The sequence below is a fragment of the Neisseria sp. P0019.S002 genome, from assembly GCF_051957155.1.
GTDB lineage: Bacteria > Pseudomonadota > Gammaproteobacteria > Burkholderiales > Neisseriaceae > Neisseria > Neisseria perflava.
Genome location: NZ_JBQCWS010000001.1, coordinates 665,522 through 682,802, shown reverse-complemented (window position 1 = coordinate 682,802; position 17,281 = coordinate 665,522). Strand labels below are relative to the sequence as shown.

The following is a 17,281-nucleotide window of genomic DNA, read 5'->3' as shown; positions in this document are numbered from 1 at the left end:
ACGGCCAGGATGGTCTGCCGACCCAACGCACCAATGCGCTGGGCCATACCTTCGGCTACCATTACGACCAAGCCCGCCGCTTAGTCGGCCTCACCAATGAAAACGGTGCGCACTACCGCTTTGCCTACGACGTCCTTGACCGATTGATTGCCGAAAGCGGTTTCGACCATAAGCTCACCGGCTACCGCTACAACGCCGGCAACGAACTGGTCGAGCAGCGCGAATTCGGCGACGATGCCTCCCTCGCCGCCAAACTGATGGCGCAACTGGGCGGACAACCCGTCCCCCAAAAAGAAGCCGCCCCGCTTTCAGACGGCCTCGACAGCCAAACCCCGCTGCGGATTACCGAGTTCAAACGCGATGTATTGGGACGCTTAATCCATACCCTCGCCCGCGATAACGACAAGGTTCAGGAAACCGCTTACCAATACGACCTGGACGGCAACCTCGTCCGCGCCGCCAACAGCCAAAGCATCACCTGCTTCGACTACAACGGCAACGGCCAAATCATCGGCCAGCACCAATGGAAAGTACCGGCTAAGGAAGAGAACGCACAAAACGGTTTGCCCGAAACCGACTGGCGCGATGCGCAGTACGACATGCTGTACCTGCCCGTTACCGAAAGCATCCGCTACCACTACGACTTCAACGGTAACCGTACCGCCACCGTCCTGCCCGACGGCAGACAGATCAACTACCTGTATTACGGCAGCGGCCACCTGCACCAAATCAGCCTCGACGACGAAGTCATCACCGACATCGAACGTGATCAGCTGCACCGCGAAATCTACCGCACACAGGGTAAACTCGCCAGCCGTTACGAACTTGACCCTTTAGGCCGTCTGAAAAAACAAATTGCCGCACTCAACGAGCTGACGCAGACCGAGACGGCGAAAAATGCAGTAACATCGGTCTATGCCGTCAAACGCAGCTACGGCTACGACCGCACCGGCAACCTGACCCACAGTACCGACCAACGGATGGGAACGACCCACTTCGAGTACGACAAACTGGGCCGGATTACCCAAGCGGGTAATGAAATGTTCGCCTTCGACCCTGCGCACAATATCCTTTCAGACGGCCTCAATCCCATCCCCGACAACCGCCTGAAAACCTACAACGGCACGACCTATTACTACGACGAGCTCGGCAACCTGATCCACCGCGAACTGGCCGACGGCGAAGTGCAGAACTACTTCTACGACCTGCATGACCAACTGGTTAAAGCCGAAATCTTCAAAAAAGACGGCACGAAAGAAACTTGGGCCTACACCTACGATGCCCTAGGCAGAAGGATAGGCAAAGGCCGTCTGAAAAACGAAGAAGTTTCAGAAACGTCATTCCCGCATGATTTAGGCGGGAACGGCCTCGAAAACCAAACCCGCTTCGTTTGGGACGGCAGCCACCTCTTGCAAGAAGTCCGCTCGGACGGCAGATATACCTATATCTACACCGACCCGGATTCCTACGAGCCTTTAGCACAAGTCCGAAACTGGACCAACGAAGACGGAGAAAGCCGACAACAAACCCACTACTTCCACTGCGACCAAATCGGCATCCCGCGTGAGATGACCGATAAAGACGGCAACCTGGTTTGGTTCGGCGATTATTACGGCTGGGGCAAACTGAAGAGTGAAACGAACGTAACGGGAACGGCGCACCAACCCTTCCGATTGCAAAACCAGTATTGCGACCGCGAGACGGGGCTGCATTACAACTTCTTCAGGTATTATGAGCCTGATGTAGGTCGGTTTGTGAATCAGGATCCGATTGGGTTGTTGGGTGGAGACAATTTGTATCAGTTTGCGCCGAATGTACAATTTTGGATAGATTCATCAGGCCTCGCACGCATATGTACTCGACCATTGAGTGGTATACCGTTTAATGCCAGAACTTCAGGTTGGACCGGTTTAAATTTGGGCATCTTTCATTCACATATTTTCTTTGGTGATGACTCAAACATCGGCTTTACTACAACAGGATTATTTCAAGAAACTGACCCTAAAATAATTAAGAGTAGTTATAAATGTTCACCTGAAACTTTAGATGATGCAATTTTAAAACAAGCTATTGATGATGTGACAAAAAGGTACGAATCGATTAATCCTCCTTCTAACTATGATTGGGGCGTGCTTCCTGAGCCTGAAAATGTCCCTAGATATGGCAATAAAACCTACAACGTAATTACTCACAATTGTCAAGACTTTGTTTCTGAGGTTTTAGAACGATATCGTGAAATTCTAAATAACAAAAAATAAGCGGACAAGTAATTTATAAATTAATTTAGGGCTGTTCTAGACAACTAGGGAAATTCAAATTAAGTTAGAATTATCCCTATGCAAAATATCGTCTAAGTCCATACAAACAAAATAACCTCATTAAGTTCTTTGTTTCGGGTGTAACTGCAAGAACGGCAGTAGAGTTAGTAAGTGTTAATAAAAATACCACTACCTATTATTTTCATTACTTACATCTAATTGTCTATCAAAACAGTCTGCATTTAAAAATTTTTAAAAGAGTAGTTGATGAAAGTTATTTTAGTGAACAATGCAAAGGTAAACACGGTCGTGATTCTATCGGCAAGGTTGCTGTATGCGGGATTTGAAGAGAAATGGTAAGGTTTACACCGTTACAATAATGAATACTAAAACAGCAATTTTATTCCCTATTATTCGCGAACAAGTTAAACCTGATAGCATTGTTTATACGGATTATTATCACAGTTATGATGTATTGAACGACAAAATATATTAAGGAGTTGAGAACTTTTGAACCAAGCAAAACGCCATTTACGTAAGTTTAACGGCATTTCCAAAGAGCATTTGGAGCTATAGTTTGAAGGAGTGTGAATAGCATTTTAACAGCAGTGAAATAAAGTCTAAAATTTCCATTTTGAAACAATTAGTAAAGGAAGATTTGTTCTAGTTATATAGAACAGCTACTAAAACATTTCAAAGACTGTCTGAAATGTAATTTCAGACAGTCTTTGAAATAAATATAAGATGATAAAACTGATTTATCCAGGCAACAAACAGTTTGATTTAGATTTTTACAATAGGTATATTTCTTTTCATCTGATTTGGATAACCGACAACATCATGAAACCTGCTTTTTGCCTCCCAATATTGTTTTTACTTTCAGCGTGCCGTCCTGAAGCTGAGACAGTCAATACGGCTGCACCAACGGCGCGTAAGCCTTCTTATTACGAGTCTGAAAAGCGTCAAACTGCAGTCACTCCAGTTAAAACACAAGTTCCTGCGTTATCTGCAATCAAAAGCCAAGCCGATTTTGACTTACTTTCGCGTATCTATGAGCAAGGTAATGAATATGAAATTCCTCATATCCTCTTTCTCATCGATCGTGAAGACGACGGCCGTACCGACTACATCAATACTCCCAAATTTCGGCTGCACGAGCACTATCTGGCTACTATCTTGAAACCCATGCTGTCAAAATCTGAATTGAATCAACAATACCGTAGTCCTAATCGGCGTTATCTGTTTGGTACTATCAGTTGGCAGAATAGTACTCAGGAATATGTTTATGAGTTTTGGGAAGGAGATAAAATCACGCCTGAATTGTTGAGATTGGCAGCAGGCCGTCTGAAAGACAGTTTCTACGCTCCGTTGCGTTATAAAACCAATTCTTTATGGCAGGAAACCGTTGCCGAACAAAGCAAAGTTCCTTTTATTACCCAAGAAAGTTTGATTAAGAATTTCCCCTACCTGCCTCTAAACCAAGGTAAAGCGATAGGTACATTACGCGTTATTGCCAAAGAAGATGATCTTTATAATGTCGGCTCCGACGATATTATTATTTTGAAAGAGGTTCCCCTAGAGCTGCCACCTGTGGCGGGGATTATTAGTGAGAAACCATCCACTGCATTGTCCCATGTGAATGTATTGGCACGCGGCTGGGGGATTCCTAATATTTACCTTAAAGACGCAGAAAAAATCCTAGCCCCGTATATTGGCCATCGTATCGAATTTGAAGCGACTGCTAAGCAATACCGAATTATCCAAACCAACCGGAACACTACCAGTAAAAGCTTTTCAGACGGCCTTACCCTGCCCCAACCTGATGTTTCCGATTATGGCCTTAGGGCTTTGGCAAACCTGCGCCGTGATGACAGCCGTTACTGCGGCAGTAAGGCTGCTAACCTCGGCCATATCCGCGCCCATATTAAAGGTAGTAATGTACCTGACGGATTCTGCATTCCGTTTGCCTACTATCAAGCCATGATGGATAGGCTTGGTATTAATGCAACAACACTGGCCCAAATCGAAACACAAAGTGATGGAGACAACCGCAAGCGACGCACTGCTTTACTCACACTGCAGAAAAAAATTACCGATGCCGAAATCCCATCGGAATGGAAACACAGATGGGCTGAGCAATGGCGCAATCAATTAAACAGCAAAGGCGTGTTTGTCCGCAGCTCCTCTAATTCCGAAGACCTATCCAATTTCAGCGGCGCAGGGCTATACACCACCGTGCCAAATGTTACCGATGAAAACGCGTTGGCCGAAGCAGTGAAGCAATCTTGGGCTTCCGTTTTCAATTACAGCGCATACGAAGCCCGCCGTATTGCCGGTTTGCCTCACGATAGCGTGAAAATGAGTGTCTTTGTGCAACAAAGCATCAATGCAGATCTCTCCGGCGTGTTGGTTACCATCAATCCTTATGATATTGCTCAGAAAAACAGCTCCTACATTGCCGCCAAACGCGGGTTGGGTATTCGTGTAGTTGAAGGCAAACGGATAGCCGAACAGGTAGTCTATAACCGTCGAAATGATTCTGTACAACGTCTCAGCTCCTCTAATGAAACCACGGCATTGCAACTGGATAAAAATGGTGGAGTACGGGAGGTGCCTGTAACCAGTGGCAACGTGATGAATCAAGAACAAATCCGTCGCCTTGACCAAACCGGCCAACAAATCAAACAGCTATTTGCCAATGGCGAGCAGGATATCGAATGGGCGTTTGACAACGGTAAGCTTGTTATTCTCCAAGCACGACCGTATCTAAACGGCACACGTTAAAGTAAAAGGCCGTCTGAAATTATCGTTTCAGACGGCCTTTGCATCATAAGTTAGTTATACCCTATACTTCCTGTTCTCCAAGGAACTATGATGTCAAAACAGCTCACATTTTATTTTATTCGCCATGGCCGTACCCAATGGAACGAACAGGGGCTTTTGCAGGGATCAGGCAATTCACCACTGACCGAACAAGGAATTACAGGAGCTCAGAAAACCGGGGCGGCGCTACAACAAGTAGAATTTACCGCTGCTTATTCCAGTATTTTACAACGCGCCATTGATACGGCTGGCCATATTATCGGCCAGCGTCCCATCCCTCTTTTTCAGCACTGTGGATTAAATGAGCAATCTTTTGGAAGTTGGGAAGGTATGCAGATCGCCGACTTGCGGAAGCTAACCGAATTCAAACAACTGACTAATGACCCGGCAGCTTATAAAGCATTAAGCAATGGTGGCGAAACCTTTGAACAATTAGCAGTACGTGCAATGGCCGCCCTTTACGATATCGTTAAAGTACATCAATCGGGAGCCAATATTTTAGTGGTATCGCATGGCCATACCTTGCGGCTTTTATTATCCTTACTAGACGGAGCGACTTGGGAAAACCATCGTGATGAGGGTAAATCCGTGTCATTGTTGAATACTTCGATCAGTATCGTGAAATACGATAGTGAAAGCGGTTTTCATATTGAGCAACTTAACGATGTGGCTCATTTACAATGATCACAACTATTCATCAATAATAAAAAAGGTGGGCATTTTTACCCACCTTTTTTGCAATTATCCAAATACTTTTTCCAAATGTGCTTGGTAATCGGATAAGTATTGTTCTACTTGTGGATTTTTAATCACATCGTTACATAAGAATGTCGGCAGACGGGTCAAACCGATGAATTCGTTGAGTTTGTGGAAGTGCATATACAATACATCCACACCTTTACCTGCAAAGAAATCGCCTTCACGAGTAAACGCTTCAATCGGCGCATTCCAAGTAAGTGAAAGCATATGTTTTTTGCCTTGCAACAAACCACCTGTGCCGTAGCCTTCAGTTGGATTGACACGATGGCGGCCATCACTGTGGTAAAGCTTGCCGTGTCCGGCGGTTAATACTTCATCTATGTATTTTTTCACTGTCCAAGGTTCGTGCATCCACCATCCTGGCATCTGCCAAATCACTGCATCCATCCATAAGAATTTTTCGATTTCTGCCTCAACATCATAGCCGGCATCAATCACGGTTTCTTGAACATTGTGTCCAAGTGCGGTCAAAACTTCTTTCGCTTTTTTATGAAGCGTGTGGTTCAACTCACCATGTGAATGTCCGAAATCTTTACCGCCATCCAATAATAAAATATTCATCTTTTTGCTCCTACAACAAATAATTCTGAAAAATGAGGGCTTCAATTATGCCTTTTTACTGCATCTTTTAAAAGTGCATTCACTTATACGCTATTTACAGACCATAAAGGGAAATTTCTCGTACCTATTACCGACAGGCTGACATTTCTTTGTAGCCCCATCGCTTTCAGGGCTTGGTCGGTAACACCGCTGAAGCGGCCGCCATTATAGAAAATCAAGGCTTGCTCTAACTGGCAAAATTGCTCAAGGGTAAGTTCTGTTTGTTGAGCTATGGGGTGATCGTGGCGAACGGCACAGATATAGCGTTCGTCATACAAATTTTTGGCGTGAATATCCGGTGCTTGGAAATCAGGTGTTACCAACGCAAAGTTGATTTGTCGCTGTTCAAGCTGATTTTGTATGATGCTTTCGTTAATCGCCAGCACCACCACTTTAATTTTCGGCGCTTGGATTTTAGAAAATCTGCCTAACAACCGCGTGCATGTATTAACCGAAGAAAGCCAAATCGGCAAACTCGCCAAAGGCTTGGCAGAAACTGTGCTAAACCCAATGGTAAACGGCCATCAAGCATGGTTGGACGGTTTAACAAAAGTGGCAAAAAATAAAGCAGCCTGCACTTTGAAAAGCAAGGTGCAGGCTGCTTTAAGGTAAAAGCCGTTTATCAATCCAGTTTTACGATTTCTCCGTCTTCCGGAACGTTCACACGGCTTTCAATGCCTTGACCGCGTATAAATTTACGCATATCGGCGCGGCTGACGGCGGTATGATTCACGGTATCCATGTGTACGGTGATGATTTTGGCTTTAGGCATGACTTGGCTGGCTTTTAATACATCAGCCGTCCCCATAATAATGCCGTCTGAAATTCCTGAAATCAGCGCGTAGCCCGTGTTCATAATCAGATAATCGGGTTTGTAGCGGTTCAATGCTTTGTTTACATCTGCCGTCCACACAGTATCACCCATAATATAAGCGGTTTTATGTCCGTTGCTTTGGAATACCACACCCATTGCATCGCCTAAGATTTCGGCTAGCTGCGGGTTGGTATACATGGCTTCTGTACCATGTACGCCACCGGTTTTGCTGATAGTTACGCCGTTGAAGACAGTGCTGCCGTTCAACACGCGTACATCAGTAAAGCCTTGGCTGCGGATTTTGGCCGCGTCAGCTTGGTGCTGCACATATACGGGTAGGTTTTTCGGAATGGAACGTGCGGCGGTTTCGTCCCAATGGTCTTCGTGAGTATGGGTAACGATAACTGCATCCACACCGTCCAAAATTTTATTCACGCTCATCGGCAGCCCGACCAGCGGCATTTTGGCTTGGTTATTAAACGTGCCGGCAAAGCCCTTCATGGAATGCTTGGGGGCGAAAAACGGGTCAATCAAAAACGTCTGCCCCGCATATTCGACTTTGGCAGTAGCGTTACGGATATGTTGGTATGAATCGTCTGCCCAAGCGGAAAAGGCTGTCGCGCCCAAAACAGTGGCAAGAATAAATTGCTTGAATTTCATGATGTTGCTCCTTAAAAAATCATGAAGCGTATTTTAAGCAGCAGGTACATCGGCTAAAATAGGCAATATTGCCAATAAACGTAAGGATAGTGCCAAAATGTCGTCTGAAAACGAGCGTAACGAGTTTCGCCAAAATCAAACTGTCCCCAAAATCGTGCTATATGCTCAATCGGGCATGAATGATTTTGTCTTCAACATTCCCTTTTCTGTTTTTCAGACGACCTATCGGGACAATCCGCTCTTTGACCTGAAAATCTGTTCCGATGACAGCAAAGACGTCATCACGGCACTAGGCACAAGCATTCCCGTATACGGCGGCTTGGATTTGACGGAAGAAGCCGACATCATCATCATCGCAGGCTGGCGCAATATTGAAGAAGCCCCGACACCCGAGTTGAGCGCACATTTACAGAAAGCAGTACAACGTGGTGCGCATATCACCGCCCTATGTTACGGCACTTACGCCCTTGCCTACACAGGACTTTTAGACGGCAGAACCGCCGCCACCCACTGGCTTGCCGAAGACGACTTTGTCCGCCGTTTCCCTAAAATTCATCTGGATACCAACCGCCTATATGCGGAAGACGGCAACTTTTTAACATCGGCAGGCGCGGCTGGCGGGCTGGATTGCTGCCTGTACCTCATCCGCAAAATCCACGGTGCAACCGTTGCCAACGACCTTGCCCGTACCCTAGTTGCCGCACCACACCGCGAAGGCGGGCAGGCACAGTTTATCCACCGACCTGTCGAACGTCGTACCGCCGATGACAAAATCAATCACTTATTGGACGAACTGCGCCAAAACCTTGCAACCCCATACCGCTTGGACGATTTGGCAAAAAAATTAGCCGTTTCCCGCCGTACCTTTATCCGTCATTTCGCCCAAGCCACAGGCATGAATTTCGGTGAGTGGCTCACCACAGAGCGGCTATGGCAGGTACAGGATTTGTTGGAAAATACGGATTTGCCGATAGAACGCATCGCCGAACAAAGCGGCTTCGGCAGCGCGGCAAACCTACGTTTGCAGTTCAAAGCTAAGTTTAAAATCAATCCGAATGCCTGGCGGAAAGTATTTGGCAGATAGCTCGCGTTAGTCAATCCAAAATACTTGAGTGCGGGCTGCTTTGGAGGTCGTCTGAAAACCCAAAAAGCAGCCTGCACTTTTCAGACGGCCTTTTTTCTTTTTCAAAGAGTAGAGAAATTTCAAAGAGTTTTTATAAATCATCTTCAAAATCCAAACGCTTGTTCTATCCTAATCATTTATATTCAAAGATGACAATCTCAATCTCATCCTCGCCAATAGAGATAGCGGCTCTTATATGGATACAAGATGCCGTCTGAAAGTTGAGTTTCAGACGGCCTTTGTGTAATGTGAGCTTTCCTACCATTTTGCATTGCATCGATGAATCATACTCCCTCTACGATGTAAATTATGTAAACACTATGTTGATGGTTTATCATAGCAAAGCCTGCACTAAGCAATCATAAATACCGCAATATGTATAAAATCAAAAACCAATAAGAGAAAAAATGAATAAACAACAACTTGCAGCCAAAATTTGGCAATCTGCGAATAAAATGCGTTCCAAAATTGAAGCGAACGAATACAAAGACTACATCTTAGGCTTTATTTTCTACAAATTTTTGTCCGACAAACTGGAGAAATTTGCCCTTGAACAAGGCTTAGAAAAATCAAATTTTGCCGATGAGCTTACCGAATCTAACGGGGTGCTTGTCAACCATATCAAAAGAAACCTCGGCTATTTCATCAGCTACGAACATCTATTCTCAACTTGGCTAGCCCAAGGCTCGGATTTCAATATTGCCCACGTTCGTACGGCAATGAGCGCTTTCAGTCGCAATATTGCCGACAATTACACCACTGTTTTTGACGGTATTTTCAAGACCTTAGAATCCGGTTTGAGCAAATTGGGCGATGGCGCCACCAACCAAACCAATGCAGTGAAAGACCTTTTTGTACTGATTGCCGATATTCCGATGGACGGTAAACAGGGCTATGACGTATTGGGCTTTATTTATGAATACCTGATTAGTATGTTTGCTGCCAACGCAGGCAAAAAAGCGGGCGAATTTTATACGCCGCACGAAGTATCTTTGCTGATGTCTGAAATCATTGCCGACCATCTCAAAGACCGTGAAGAAATCAGCATTTACGACCCGACCAGCGGCTCAGGTTCATTGCTGATCAACATCGGCCATAGCGTTGCCAAACATCTCAAAAGCGCCGACAGCATCAAATATTACGCCCAAGAATTAAAAGAAAACACTTACAACCTCACGCGTATGAATTTGGTCATGCGCGGCATTTTGCCGAGCAATATTTTCACCCACAATGCCGATACATTAGAAGACGACTGGCCACTGGAAGGCGATCCGCTGTATCTGGATGCCGTAGTGTCCAATCCGCCCTATTCCCAGCCGTGGAATCCCAAAGACAAAGAAGGCGACATCCGCTACAAACGTTTTGGCGTCGCCCCGCAGGCAAAAGCCGATTTTGCCTTTCTATTGCACGACCTCTTCCACTTAAAACCCGACGGCATCATGACCATCGTCTTGCCGCATGGCGTGCTTTTTAGAGAGGTGGAGAAGAAGAGAAAATCAGAAAAAATCTGATTGAATACAATCATATCGATGCCATTATCGGTCTGCCTGCCAATATCTTTTTTGGTACGGGCATTCCCACCATCATCATCGTTTTACGCCAAGAGCGCCAACGTAACGATGTATTGATGATTGACGCCTCCAAGCATTTCATCAAAGTGGGCAAAAACAACCATTTGCAGGCAAGCGACATCAAGCGCATTGTCGATTGCGTGACCCATCGTCGGGAATTGCCTAAATTCTCCCGCATTGTGCCGAAAGCCGAAATTGTAGCAAACGGCTACAACCTCAACATTCCGCGCTATGTCGATTCTGCCGAGCCGGTGGAGCAATGGGATATTTTCGCCACCATGCACGGCGGCATTCCCAAAGCCGAGCTGGCACAATTCGCAGACTATTGGGCAGCCTTTGACGGTTTACAGACGGCCTTATTTACCGATAACGGCACACCTTATGTGCAGCCGAAAACCGACAATCTCAAAGCCGCCATGCAAAGCCACGCCAGCGTGCTGAATTACCAAGCGCAATTTGCCCAAAACTTTGCCGATTTCCCCGCTTGCTTGGAAACCCTGCTGATTGAGCCGATGGAAACACTCAATATTTCCCAAACCCAGCAACAGCTTGCCGAACTCATTCGGAAAAAAGTGCAGGCAATGCCCTTATTGGATTTTTATACCGCCTATCAAAAACTTGATGACTTATGGCGTGCCGATGCGGCAGGCATTGCCGCCGATTTGGAGATGATCCAAACCGAGGGCAAACAGGCAATTAAGCAGGTTGATCCATTTATGGTGCTGAAAAAAGACAAAAAAACCAAAAAAGAAGCCGAAGTACAAGAGGGCTGGGTGGGGCATATTCTGCCGTTTGAATTGGTGCAGGCTGTCAAACTGCCTCAGGAATTGGCAAACCTGAAAGCCAAAGAAACCCGCTTAGCGGAAATCGCCGCCGAACTACAGAGTATTTTAGATGATTTGAGCGAAGAAGAAAAAAGTGGACCTTATGTCAATGACGATAATGATGCATTTATTGCTAAAGAAATTGCTGCTTATTTCAAAGTAATTTATGCAAGCGTTACAACAGAAGAAACAATCGCATTGGAAAATTACCTAGAATTATTGTCAAACAAGGCTAAAAAGGCTGAAAAATTAGCTTTTATTGAATCAAATAGCGCAGTTAATTGGACAAATATTCAAGCTTCTAAAGATGGAACTTATGGCAAAAATAATGTGAACAATTATTTAAAATCATTACGGCATGGCTATGAATTTCCCGAAGCGAGCTTAGAAAGTAAGTTGTTAAAGGCACAAGACTTATTAGCTGAAGAAAAAGACATTAAAGACGATATTAAAGCAGACAGTGCTGAGCTGCACAGCAAAACCAAAGCCACCATTGAATCCCTGGATGATGCCGAAGCCCTCGATTTGCTCCGCCAAAAATGGTTTGTTCCGCTCAATGCGGCGATGCGTAGGCTGCCTGAAAACATGCTGGCGCAATTCAGCCAAAAACTGACCGCACTTTGCGACAAATATGCCGACACCTATCAGCATATCAGCCAACGCAAACAAGAAAGCGCCACCGCACTGGCGCAAATGATGGACGAACTCACCGGCAGCGACTTTGATTTGCAGGGTATTGCCGCATGGCAGGCGATTTTGAAAGGCTAAGGGGGAAAAATGAATAAGCAACAAGAGCCACGTTTGCGGTTTCAGGGTTTTACGGGAGAATGGAAGACGGAAGGTTTTGAAAGCGTTGGAGAATTTAATCCTAAAGCAGAAATTCCCCAAATTTTCCAGTATGTTGATTTAGAGTCTGTTGTTGGTACTCAACTAATTTCCTATAGGGAAGAATTTAAGGAAACAGCACCTTCAAGAGCACAAAGATTAGCTAAAAATGGGGATTTGTTTTTTCAGGCTGTTCGTCCTTACCAAAAAAACAATTATCTATTTGAGAAAAATAATGAAAATTTCGTATTTTCAACTGGATATATTCAAATTCGTCCACAAAATGATGGTTATTTTTTATTAACGTTGGTGCAGAAAGAAGAATTTGTTCAAGAAGTTCTATTACGTTGCACGGGGACAAGTTACCCAGCAATTAATACAAGTAGTCTACAAAACATAGCAATCTTACTTCCTCCAACTGCTGAAGAACAAGCCCATCTTGGCAATTTTTTCCGTCGCTTAGACAGCCAAATTGCAGAGAGCCGTACGGTGTTGGAAAAAAGCCGTCAGCTTAAAAAGGCCATGTTGGCAAAAATGTTCCCCGCAAACGGTGAAAAAATACCGAAAATCCGTTTTAAAGGGTTTGAGGGGGAGTGGGAGCGAAATGAATTAGGCTGCTTGGGTTATTGCTTATCAGGTATTGGTTTTTCTGAAAATGAGCAAGGTGGAGAAAATGGCATACCATTTTTCAAAGTGTCAGATATGAATTTATCGGGTAACGAAGTTTATCTAAGAAAAGCCAATAACTATGTAACCCAAGAACAAATTGATAAACAACGATGGCAAGTTATTCAACAGCTCCCATGTATATTTTTTGCCAAAGTTGGAGCAGCTTTACTGTTAAATCGTAAACGGCTGGTTAATACTCCATTTTTACTTGATAACAATACAATGGCGTTTATCTTAGATTCAAGCTTGGATAATTATTTTATGAAAACACTTTTTGATACGATTGATTTGCCTGCATTAGCCCAAATCGGAGCTTTGCCATCCATAAATGCAAAAGATATTGAGAAGAATATTGTGTTTATTCCTACCCCTAAAGAACAAAGCGCCATTGGTAATTTTTTCCGCCAATTGGACGAAACCATTGCCTTACAGTCGGCAGAGGTCGAAAAACTAAACCAACTCAAAAAAGGGCTATTGGCGGTGATGTTGGTATAGGGCGGGCGTTCCTGCCCATGATTGAGGCCGTCTGAAAAATTGTGGTAGCGCCCTTACGGAGAAAAAGAATGTTTAATAAAGAAGCTGATTTTGAAAACGCACTGATTGCCTTGCTTACCACCAAAAGCTGGGAAAAGGAAGTGTTGCGCTATCCCACCGAAGAAGAGTTGATTGCCAACTGGCAGGAGCATTTGAATAAAACCAACCAACATATCGACAAGCTCGATGTGCCGTTGATTCGCTCAGAAATGAACCAGATTTTGGAGCAGGTGCAGGCATTGAAAACGCCTTATGCGTTAAACGGCTTTATCAACGGCAAAACGGTGGCAATCAAGCGTGAAAATGAGGAAAGCCGTCATTTCGGCAAGGAAGTGTCGCTGGATATTTTCGACCGTGAGGAAATTTCTGCCGGCAAAAGCCGCTATCAAATTGCCCAGCAGCCCCAATTTACTCCTCGTTCGGATTTATACCCTAAGCAGCGAGGCGATTTGATGCTGTTAATCAACGGCATGCCGATGTTTCATATTGAGCTGAAGCGTTCAGGTGTGCCCATCAGCCAAGCGACCAATCAAATTGAGCGATACCATAAGGCAGGCGCGTTTTCGGGCATTTTTAGCCTGGTGCAGGTGTTTGTGGCGATGACGCCGGAAGAATGCCGCTATTTTGCCAATACCGGCGGTCAATTAAATCCGGTGTTTTACTTCCGTTGGGCTGATTTCAATAATGTGTATATGAACGATTGGGATAAGGTGGCGACGCATTTCCTCTCGATTCCGATGGCGCATCAGTTTATCGGCGATTACACCATTGCCGATGCGAACGACGAGCAGCTGAAAGTGTTGCGCAGCTATCAGTATTATGCGGTCAACAAAATTGCCGACACGGTGGCAAAAACAGATTGGACTTCGGGCAATCAGCGCGGTGGCTATATTTGGCATACCACAGGCTCGGGAAAAACGATGTCAAGTTTTAAATCGGCGCAGTTAATCAGCCGTCGCAAAGATGCGGATAAGGTGATTTTCTTGCTCGACCGTATTGAGCTGGGCAAGCAATCGCTGGAGGAATATCAGAATTTTGCCGATAGTAAAGATGATGTGCAGGCAACGGAAAACACCGCTATTTTGCTCGCCAAGCTGAAAAGCAAACAAGACCGCGACCGCTTAATCGTTACCTCCATTCAAAAAATGAGTAATATCAAGGCGGAAGAAGGGGTAAATGAGGCTGATATCGAGCAAATCAGTGGTAAACGTTTGGTGTTTATCGTTGATGAAGCCCACCGCACTACTTTTGGCGATATGTTGCTCACCATTAAGCATACCTTCCCCAATGCACTTTTCTTTGGCTTTACCGGCACGCCGATTGAAGAAGAAAACGCTAAGAAAAATTCAACCACTGCCACGGTTTTCGGCAATGAATTGCACCGCTATTCGATTGCAGACGGCATTCGTGATGAAAATGTGCTGGGCTTTCACCCCTTCCATATCCGTACCTTTAAAGACAGCGATTTACGCAGATCTGTCGCCCTGCAAGAAGCCAAAGCAACAGATGAAAGCGAAGTATTTGCCGATGATCAAAAGAAAAAAATCTACAATCAATTTATGAACGATGTGCCGATGGCGGGAGAATATACTTCAGACGGCAAATATCAAAAAGGCATTGAAGATTATATACCCAATGTGCAATATCAAACGCTGGAACATGTGAATGCAGTGATCGACGACATGCTGGAAAATTGGCCACGCCTCAGCCAAGGCAAAAAATATCATGCTATTTTTGCCACCAGCTCTATTCCCGAAGCGGTCGATTATTATCGCTTAATTAAAGCCAAAATTGCTGAGAAAATCAGAATTGCTGAGAAAGTCGGAAATTCTGAGGAAGCTAAAAATTCCTTGCCGAAACTGACCACCCTTTTCGATCCGAATATTCTTAACGATGGGCAAGGCAACAACAAGGAAATATGGATTGCCGAAATTTTGGAAGATTACAACGCCCAGTTCGGCACAAGCTTCGGCTATGCCACCTATTCCCGATTTAAAACGGATTTGTCGGATAGGTTGTCGCATATCAATGCGTATAAGAGAATCAAGCCCGACGAGCAGCTGGATTTGTTGATTGTGGTCGATCAGATGCTGACAGGCTTCGACAGCAAATGGCTCAATACGCTCTATTTAGACAAAATTTTAGATTACGCCAACTTGATTCAGGCGTTTTCCCGTACTAACCGCGTATGCGACAAAACGGATAAGCCTTTTGGTTTAATCCGCTATTACCGCAAGCCGCATACGATGCAACGCAATATTGAGCGAGCCGTAAAACTTTATTCGGGCGACCGTCCAATGGGGCTGTTTGTCGATAATTTAGATAAGGTTATCGACAAAATGAATGTCTGTTTTGCCGATATTGCCGATATTTTCAAATGGGCAGGATTAGAGGATTTTTCAAAAAACCCTGATGATACAACCTCATGCGCAAAGTTTGTCAAACTATTCAATCAGCTCAATGAGCACTTACAAGCTGCTCGGCTCTTGGGCTTTTCTTGGGAAAAATTAAGCTATGACGTGGTACAGGAAGACGACAGCGTGATCACTGCCACACTCAATTTCGATCAAGAGACCTACGATAAACTGCTGGCTCGTTATAAAGATTTGTTTAAAGAAAGTTCAGGCAATGGTGGCGGTAGCGATGATGTGCCGTTTGATTTGCGTTCGCACATCAACGAAATCGAAACCGATAAAATTGATCAAAATTATATGAATGCCCGTTTTGAAAAATGGCTTAAAACCATCGGCGGCATAGAAGAAGCTGCTGCACTTGAGGAGCTACACCACTCTTTTGCTACGCTTTCTAAGGAAGATCAAAAATTTGCTGAGTTGTTTTTACATGATGTGCAATCCGGCGATATCAAGCTTGATCCAAATTTAACATTAAGTGATTACATCACCACGTATAAACAAAAAGATGCCAATGATAAGGTGCTAAAAGTAATTAAAGGTTTAGGGCTGGATGGAGATTTGCTACGTGCGCTGTTGGCAAGAAAATATACCAGCGAAAATTTGGACTTAGGCAGACTAAATGACCTAAAAGCAACAGTCGATAGGGAAAAAGCCAAAGCTTATTTTAACGAAGAACGTATATTTTATTTAAATATACGGATTGATGAATTTCTAAGGGAACTAATTACAAGATAGTTATTACCTATTGGAAGATTTTAACCATCATCAAATGGCATATTCCTATCTGAATATTAGTCCCCTTACTGACCCAGCTACAAAGGCTGAGCCAAATCGTTTTCCGTGTTGTAGCTGATAAAATCCTGCTCATGAGGGAAAGGAACGACCCGTGCGCGTTGCTGCTGCAACCAGCCGCGGATGCTGCGCATTCCTGAATAAAGGTATGGCACGGTGCTTTGCAGGATTTGTGGACGGATAAACATCACGCTGTAATGCGGTCTGGACGGGGTTTCAACGTAAAATGCATTGCACAACGGCGTGCGTTTGGCGATGGTCTCAAACTGGGAAACCAAGTTTTCAGGCAGGCGGGGCATATCGCAGGAGACGATAAGCAGCCAGTCTGCAGTAGCAATTTGCAAATCGTTGGCGGCGGTACACAAGGCGGCTAAAGGGCCGTAATGCTGCCATTGGCGCGCATCCGAGAAAACGTGCGCGCTGCGTTGGGCATAAGATTCAAGGTTGCGGTTGGCACTGATGGCGATATGGCTGACTTGCGGGCGGATTTTTTCGATAACGTGGTCTATCAAGGCTTTGTTGTGCCACTGCACCAACCCTTTATCGACACCTCCCATCCGGCTTCCCTGCCCGCCGGCCAATATCAGTGCAAAAATTTTCATTTTGGTAGTCCTT

Annotated in this window: 14 protein-coding genes and 1 pseudogene; 10 read left to right on the top strand and 5 right to left on the bottom strand. The window is 44.9% G+C overall.

What is annotated here, in order from left to right; all coding sequences use genetic code 11:
• From ACTHTY_RS03350 to ACTHTY_RS03335, 4 genes and pseudogenes are all read left to right on the top strand, one after another.
• Positions 1-2,258 (top strand): RHS repeat-associated core domain-containing protein (locus tag ACTHTY_RS03350; protein WP_440366460.1); only part of this gene is annotated, 2,258 nt, incomplete at its 5' end.
• Positions 2,259-2,377: 119 nt separating this feature from the next.
• Positions 2,378-2,925 (top strand): annotated as a pseudogene (locus ACTHTY_RS03345) (transposase).
• A gap of 173 nt (positions 2,926-3,098) precedes the next feature.
• Complete coding sequence (locus ACTHTY_RS03340) at positions 3,099-5,042, top strand: PEP/pyruvate-binding domain-containing protein (protein ID WP_440366459.1); 1,944 nt, start codon at positions 3,099-3,101, stop codon at positions 5,040-5,042.
• A gap of 90 nt (positions 5,043-5,132) precedes the next feature.
• Complete coding sequence (locus ACTHTY_RS03335) at positions 5,133-5,765, top strand: histidine phosphatase family protein (protein WP_440366458.1); 633 nt, start codon at positions 5,133-5,135, stop codon at positions 5,763-5,765.
• 57 nt (positions 5,766-5,822) lie between these two features.
• On the opposite strand, the gene ACTHTY_RS03330 is transcribed toward ACTHTY_RS03335, so the two are convergent.
• Both ACTHTY_RS03330 and ACTHTY_RS03325 read right to left on the bottom strand, forming a co-directional pair.
• Positions 5,823-6,401: an NAD(P)H-dependent oxidoreductase gene (locus ACTHTY_RS03330; RefSeq protein WP_063068973.1), complete on the bottom strand. Its 579-nt coding sequence runs from the start codon at positions 6,399-6,401 to the stop codon at positions 5,823-5,825.
• An 83-nt stretch (positions 6,402-6,484) separates the two neighbouring features.
• Positions 6,485-6,826, bottom strand: coding sequence for a LysR substrate-binding domain-containing protein (locus ACTHTY_RS03325; RefSeq protein WP_440366457.1), 342 nt, complete (start codon positions 6,824-6,826; stop codon positions 6,485-6,487).
• Between ACTHTY_RS03325 and ACTHTY_RS03320 the strand changes: the two genes are divergently transcribed.
• Positions 6,801-7,052: a hypothetical protein gene (locus ACTHTY_RS03320; protein ID WP_232445028.1), complete on the top strand. Its 252-nt coding sequence runs from the start codon at positions 6,801-6,803 to the stop codon at positions 7,050-7,052. The two genes, ACTHTY_RS03325 and ACTHTY_RS03320, sit on opposite strands and share 26 nt — an antisense overlap.
• 10 nt (positions 7,053-7,062) lie before the next feature.
• Here the strand turns inward: ACTHTY_RS03320 and ACTHTY_RS03315 are convergent, their stop codons facing one another.
• Positions 7,063-7,914 (bottom strand): MBL fold metallo-hydrolase, encoded by an 852-nt coding sequence (locus ACTHTY_RS03315; protein ID WP_440366456.1) that lies wholly within the window; start codon positions 7,912-7,914, stop codon positions 7,063-7,065.
• A gap of 97 nt (positions 7,915-8,011) precedes the next feature.
• On the opposite strand from ACTHTY_RS03315, the gene ACTHTY_RS03310 reads away from it, so the two are divergent.
• Positions 8,012-8,998 (top strand): GlxA family transcriptional regulator, encoded by a 987-nt coding sequence (locus tag ACTHTY_RS03310; protein WP_440366455.1) that lies wholly within the window; start codon positions 8,012-8,014, stop codon positions 8,996-8,998.
• A 6-nt stretch (positions 8,999-9,004) separates the two neighbouring features.
• On the opposite strand, the gene ACTHTY_RS03305 is transcribed toward ACTHTY_RS03310, so the two are convergent.
• Positions 9,005-9,139, bottom strand: a complete 135-nt coding sequence (locus tag ACTHTY_RS03305; RefSeq protein WP_440361455.1) for a hypothetical protein — start codon at positions 9,137-9,139, stop codon at positions 9,005-9,007.
• A gap of 305 nt (positions 9,140-9,444) precedes the next feature.
• Between ACTHTY_RS03305 and ACTHTY_RS03300 the strand changes: the two genes are divergently transcribed.
• The 4 genes from ACTHTY_RS03300 (at position 9,445) to ACTHTY_RS03285 (ending at position 16,609) form a co-directional block, all read left to right on the top strand.
• The gene (locus tag ACTHTY_RS03300) at positions 9,445-10,548 is read left to right on the top strand and encodes a type I restriction-modification system subunit M (RefSeq protein WP_440366454.1); all 1,104 of its coding nucleotides are present in this window, start codon (positions 9,445-9,447) and stop codon (positions 10,546-10,548) included.
• Positions 10,533-12,200, top strand: coding sequence for an N-6 DNA methylase (locus ACTHTY_RS03295; protein ID WP_440366477.1), 1,668 nt, complete (start codon positions 10,533-10,535; stop codon positions 12,198-12,200). Before ACTHTY_RS03300 ends, ACTHTY_RS03295 begins: the two co-directional genes overlap by 16 nt.
• Before the next feature lie 9 nt (positions 12,201-12,209).
• Positions 12,210-13,421 carry a restriction endonuclease subunit S gene (locus ACTHTY_RS03290; protein WP_440361163.1) on the top strand — a complete coding sequence of 404 codons (1,212 nt, stop codon included), beginning with the start codon at positions 12,210-12,212 and terminating at the stop codon, positions 13,419-13,421.
• 68 nt (positions 13,422-13,489) lie between these two features.
• Positions 13,490-16,609: a type I restriction endonuclease subunit R gene (locus ACTHTY_RS03285; RefSeq protein WP_440366453.1), complete on the top strand. Its 3,120-nt coding sequence runs from the start codon at positions 13,490-13,492 to the stop codon at positions 16,607-16,609.
• A 77-nt stretch (positions 16,610-16,686) separates the two neighbouring features.
• Here ACTHTY_RS03285 and mobA read toward each other — a convergent pair whose 3' ends face one another.
• Entirely contained in the window at positions 16,687-17,268 is a 582-nt protein-coding gene (gene mobA, locus ACTHTY_RS03280) for a molybdenum cofactor guanylyltransferase MobA (RefSeq protein ID WP_036490834.1), read from the bottom strand.
• Positions 17,269-17,281: the final 13 nt, after the last annotated feature.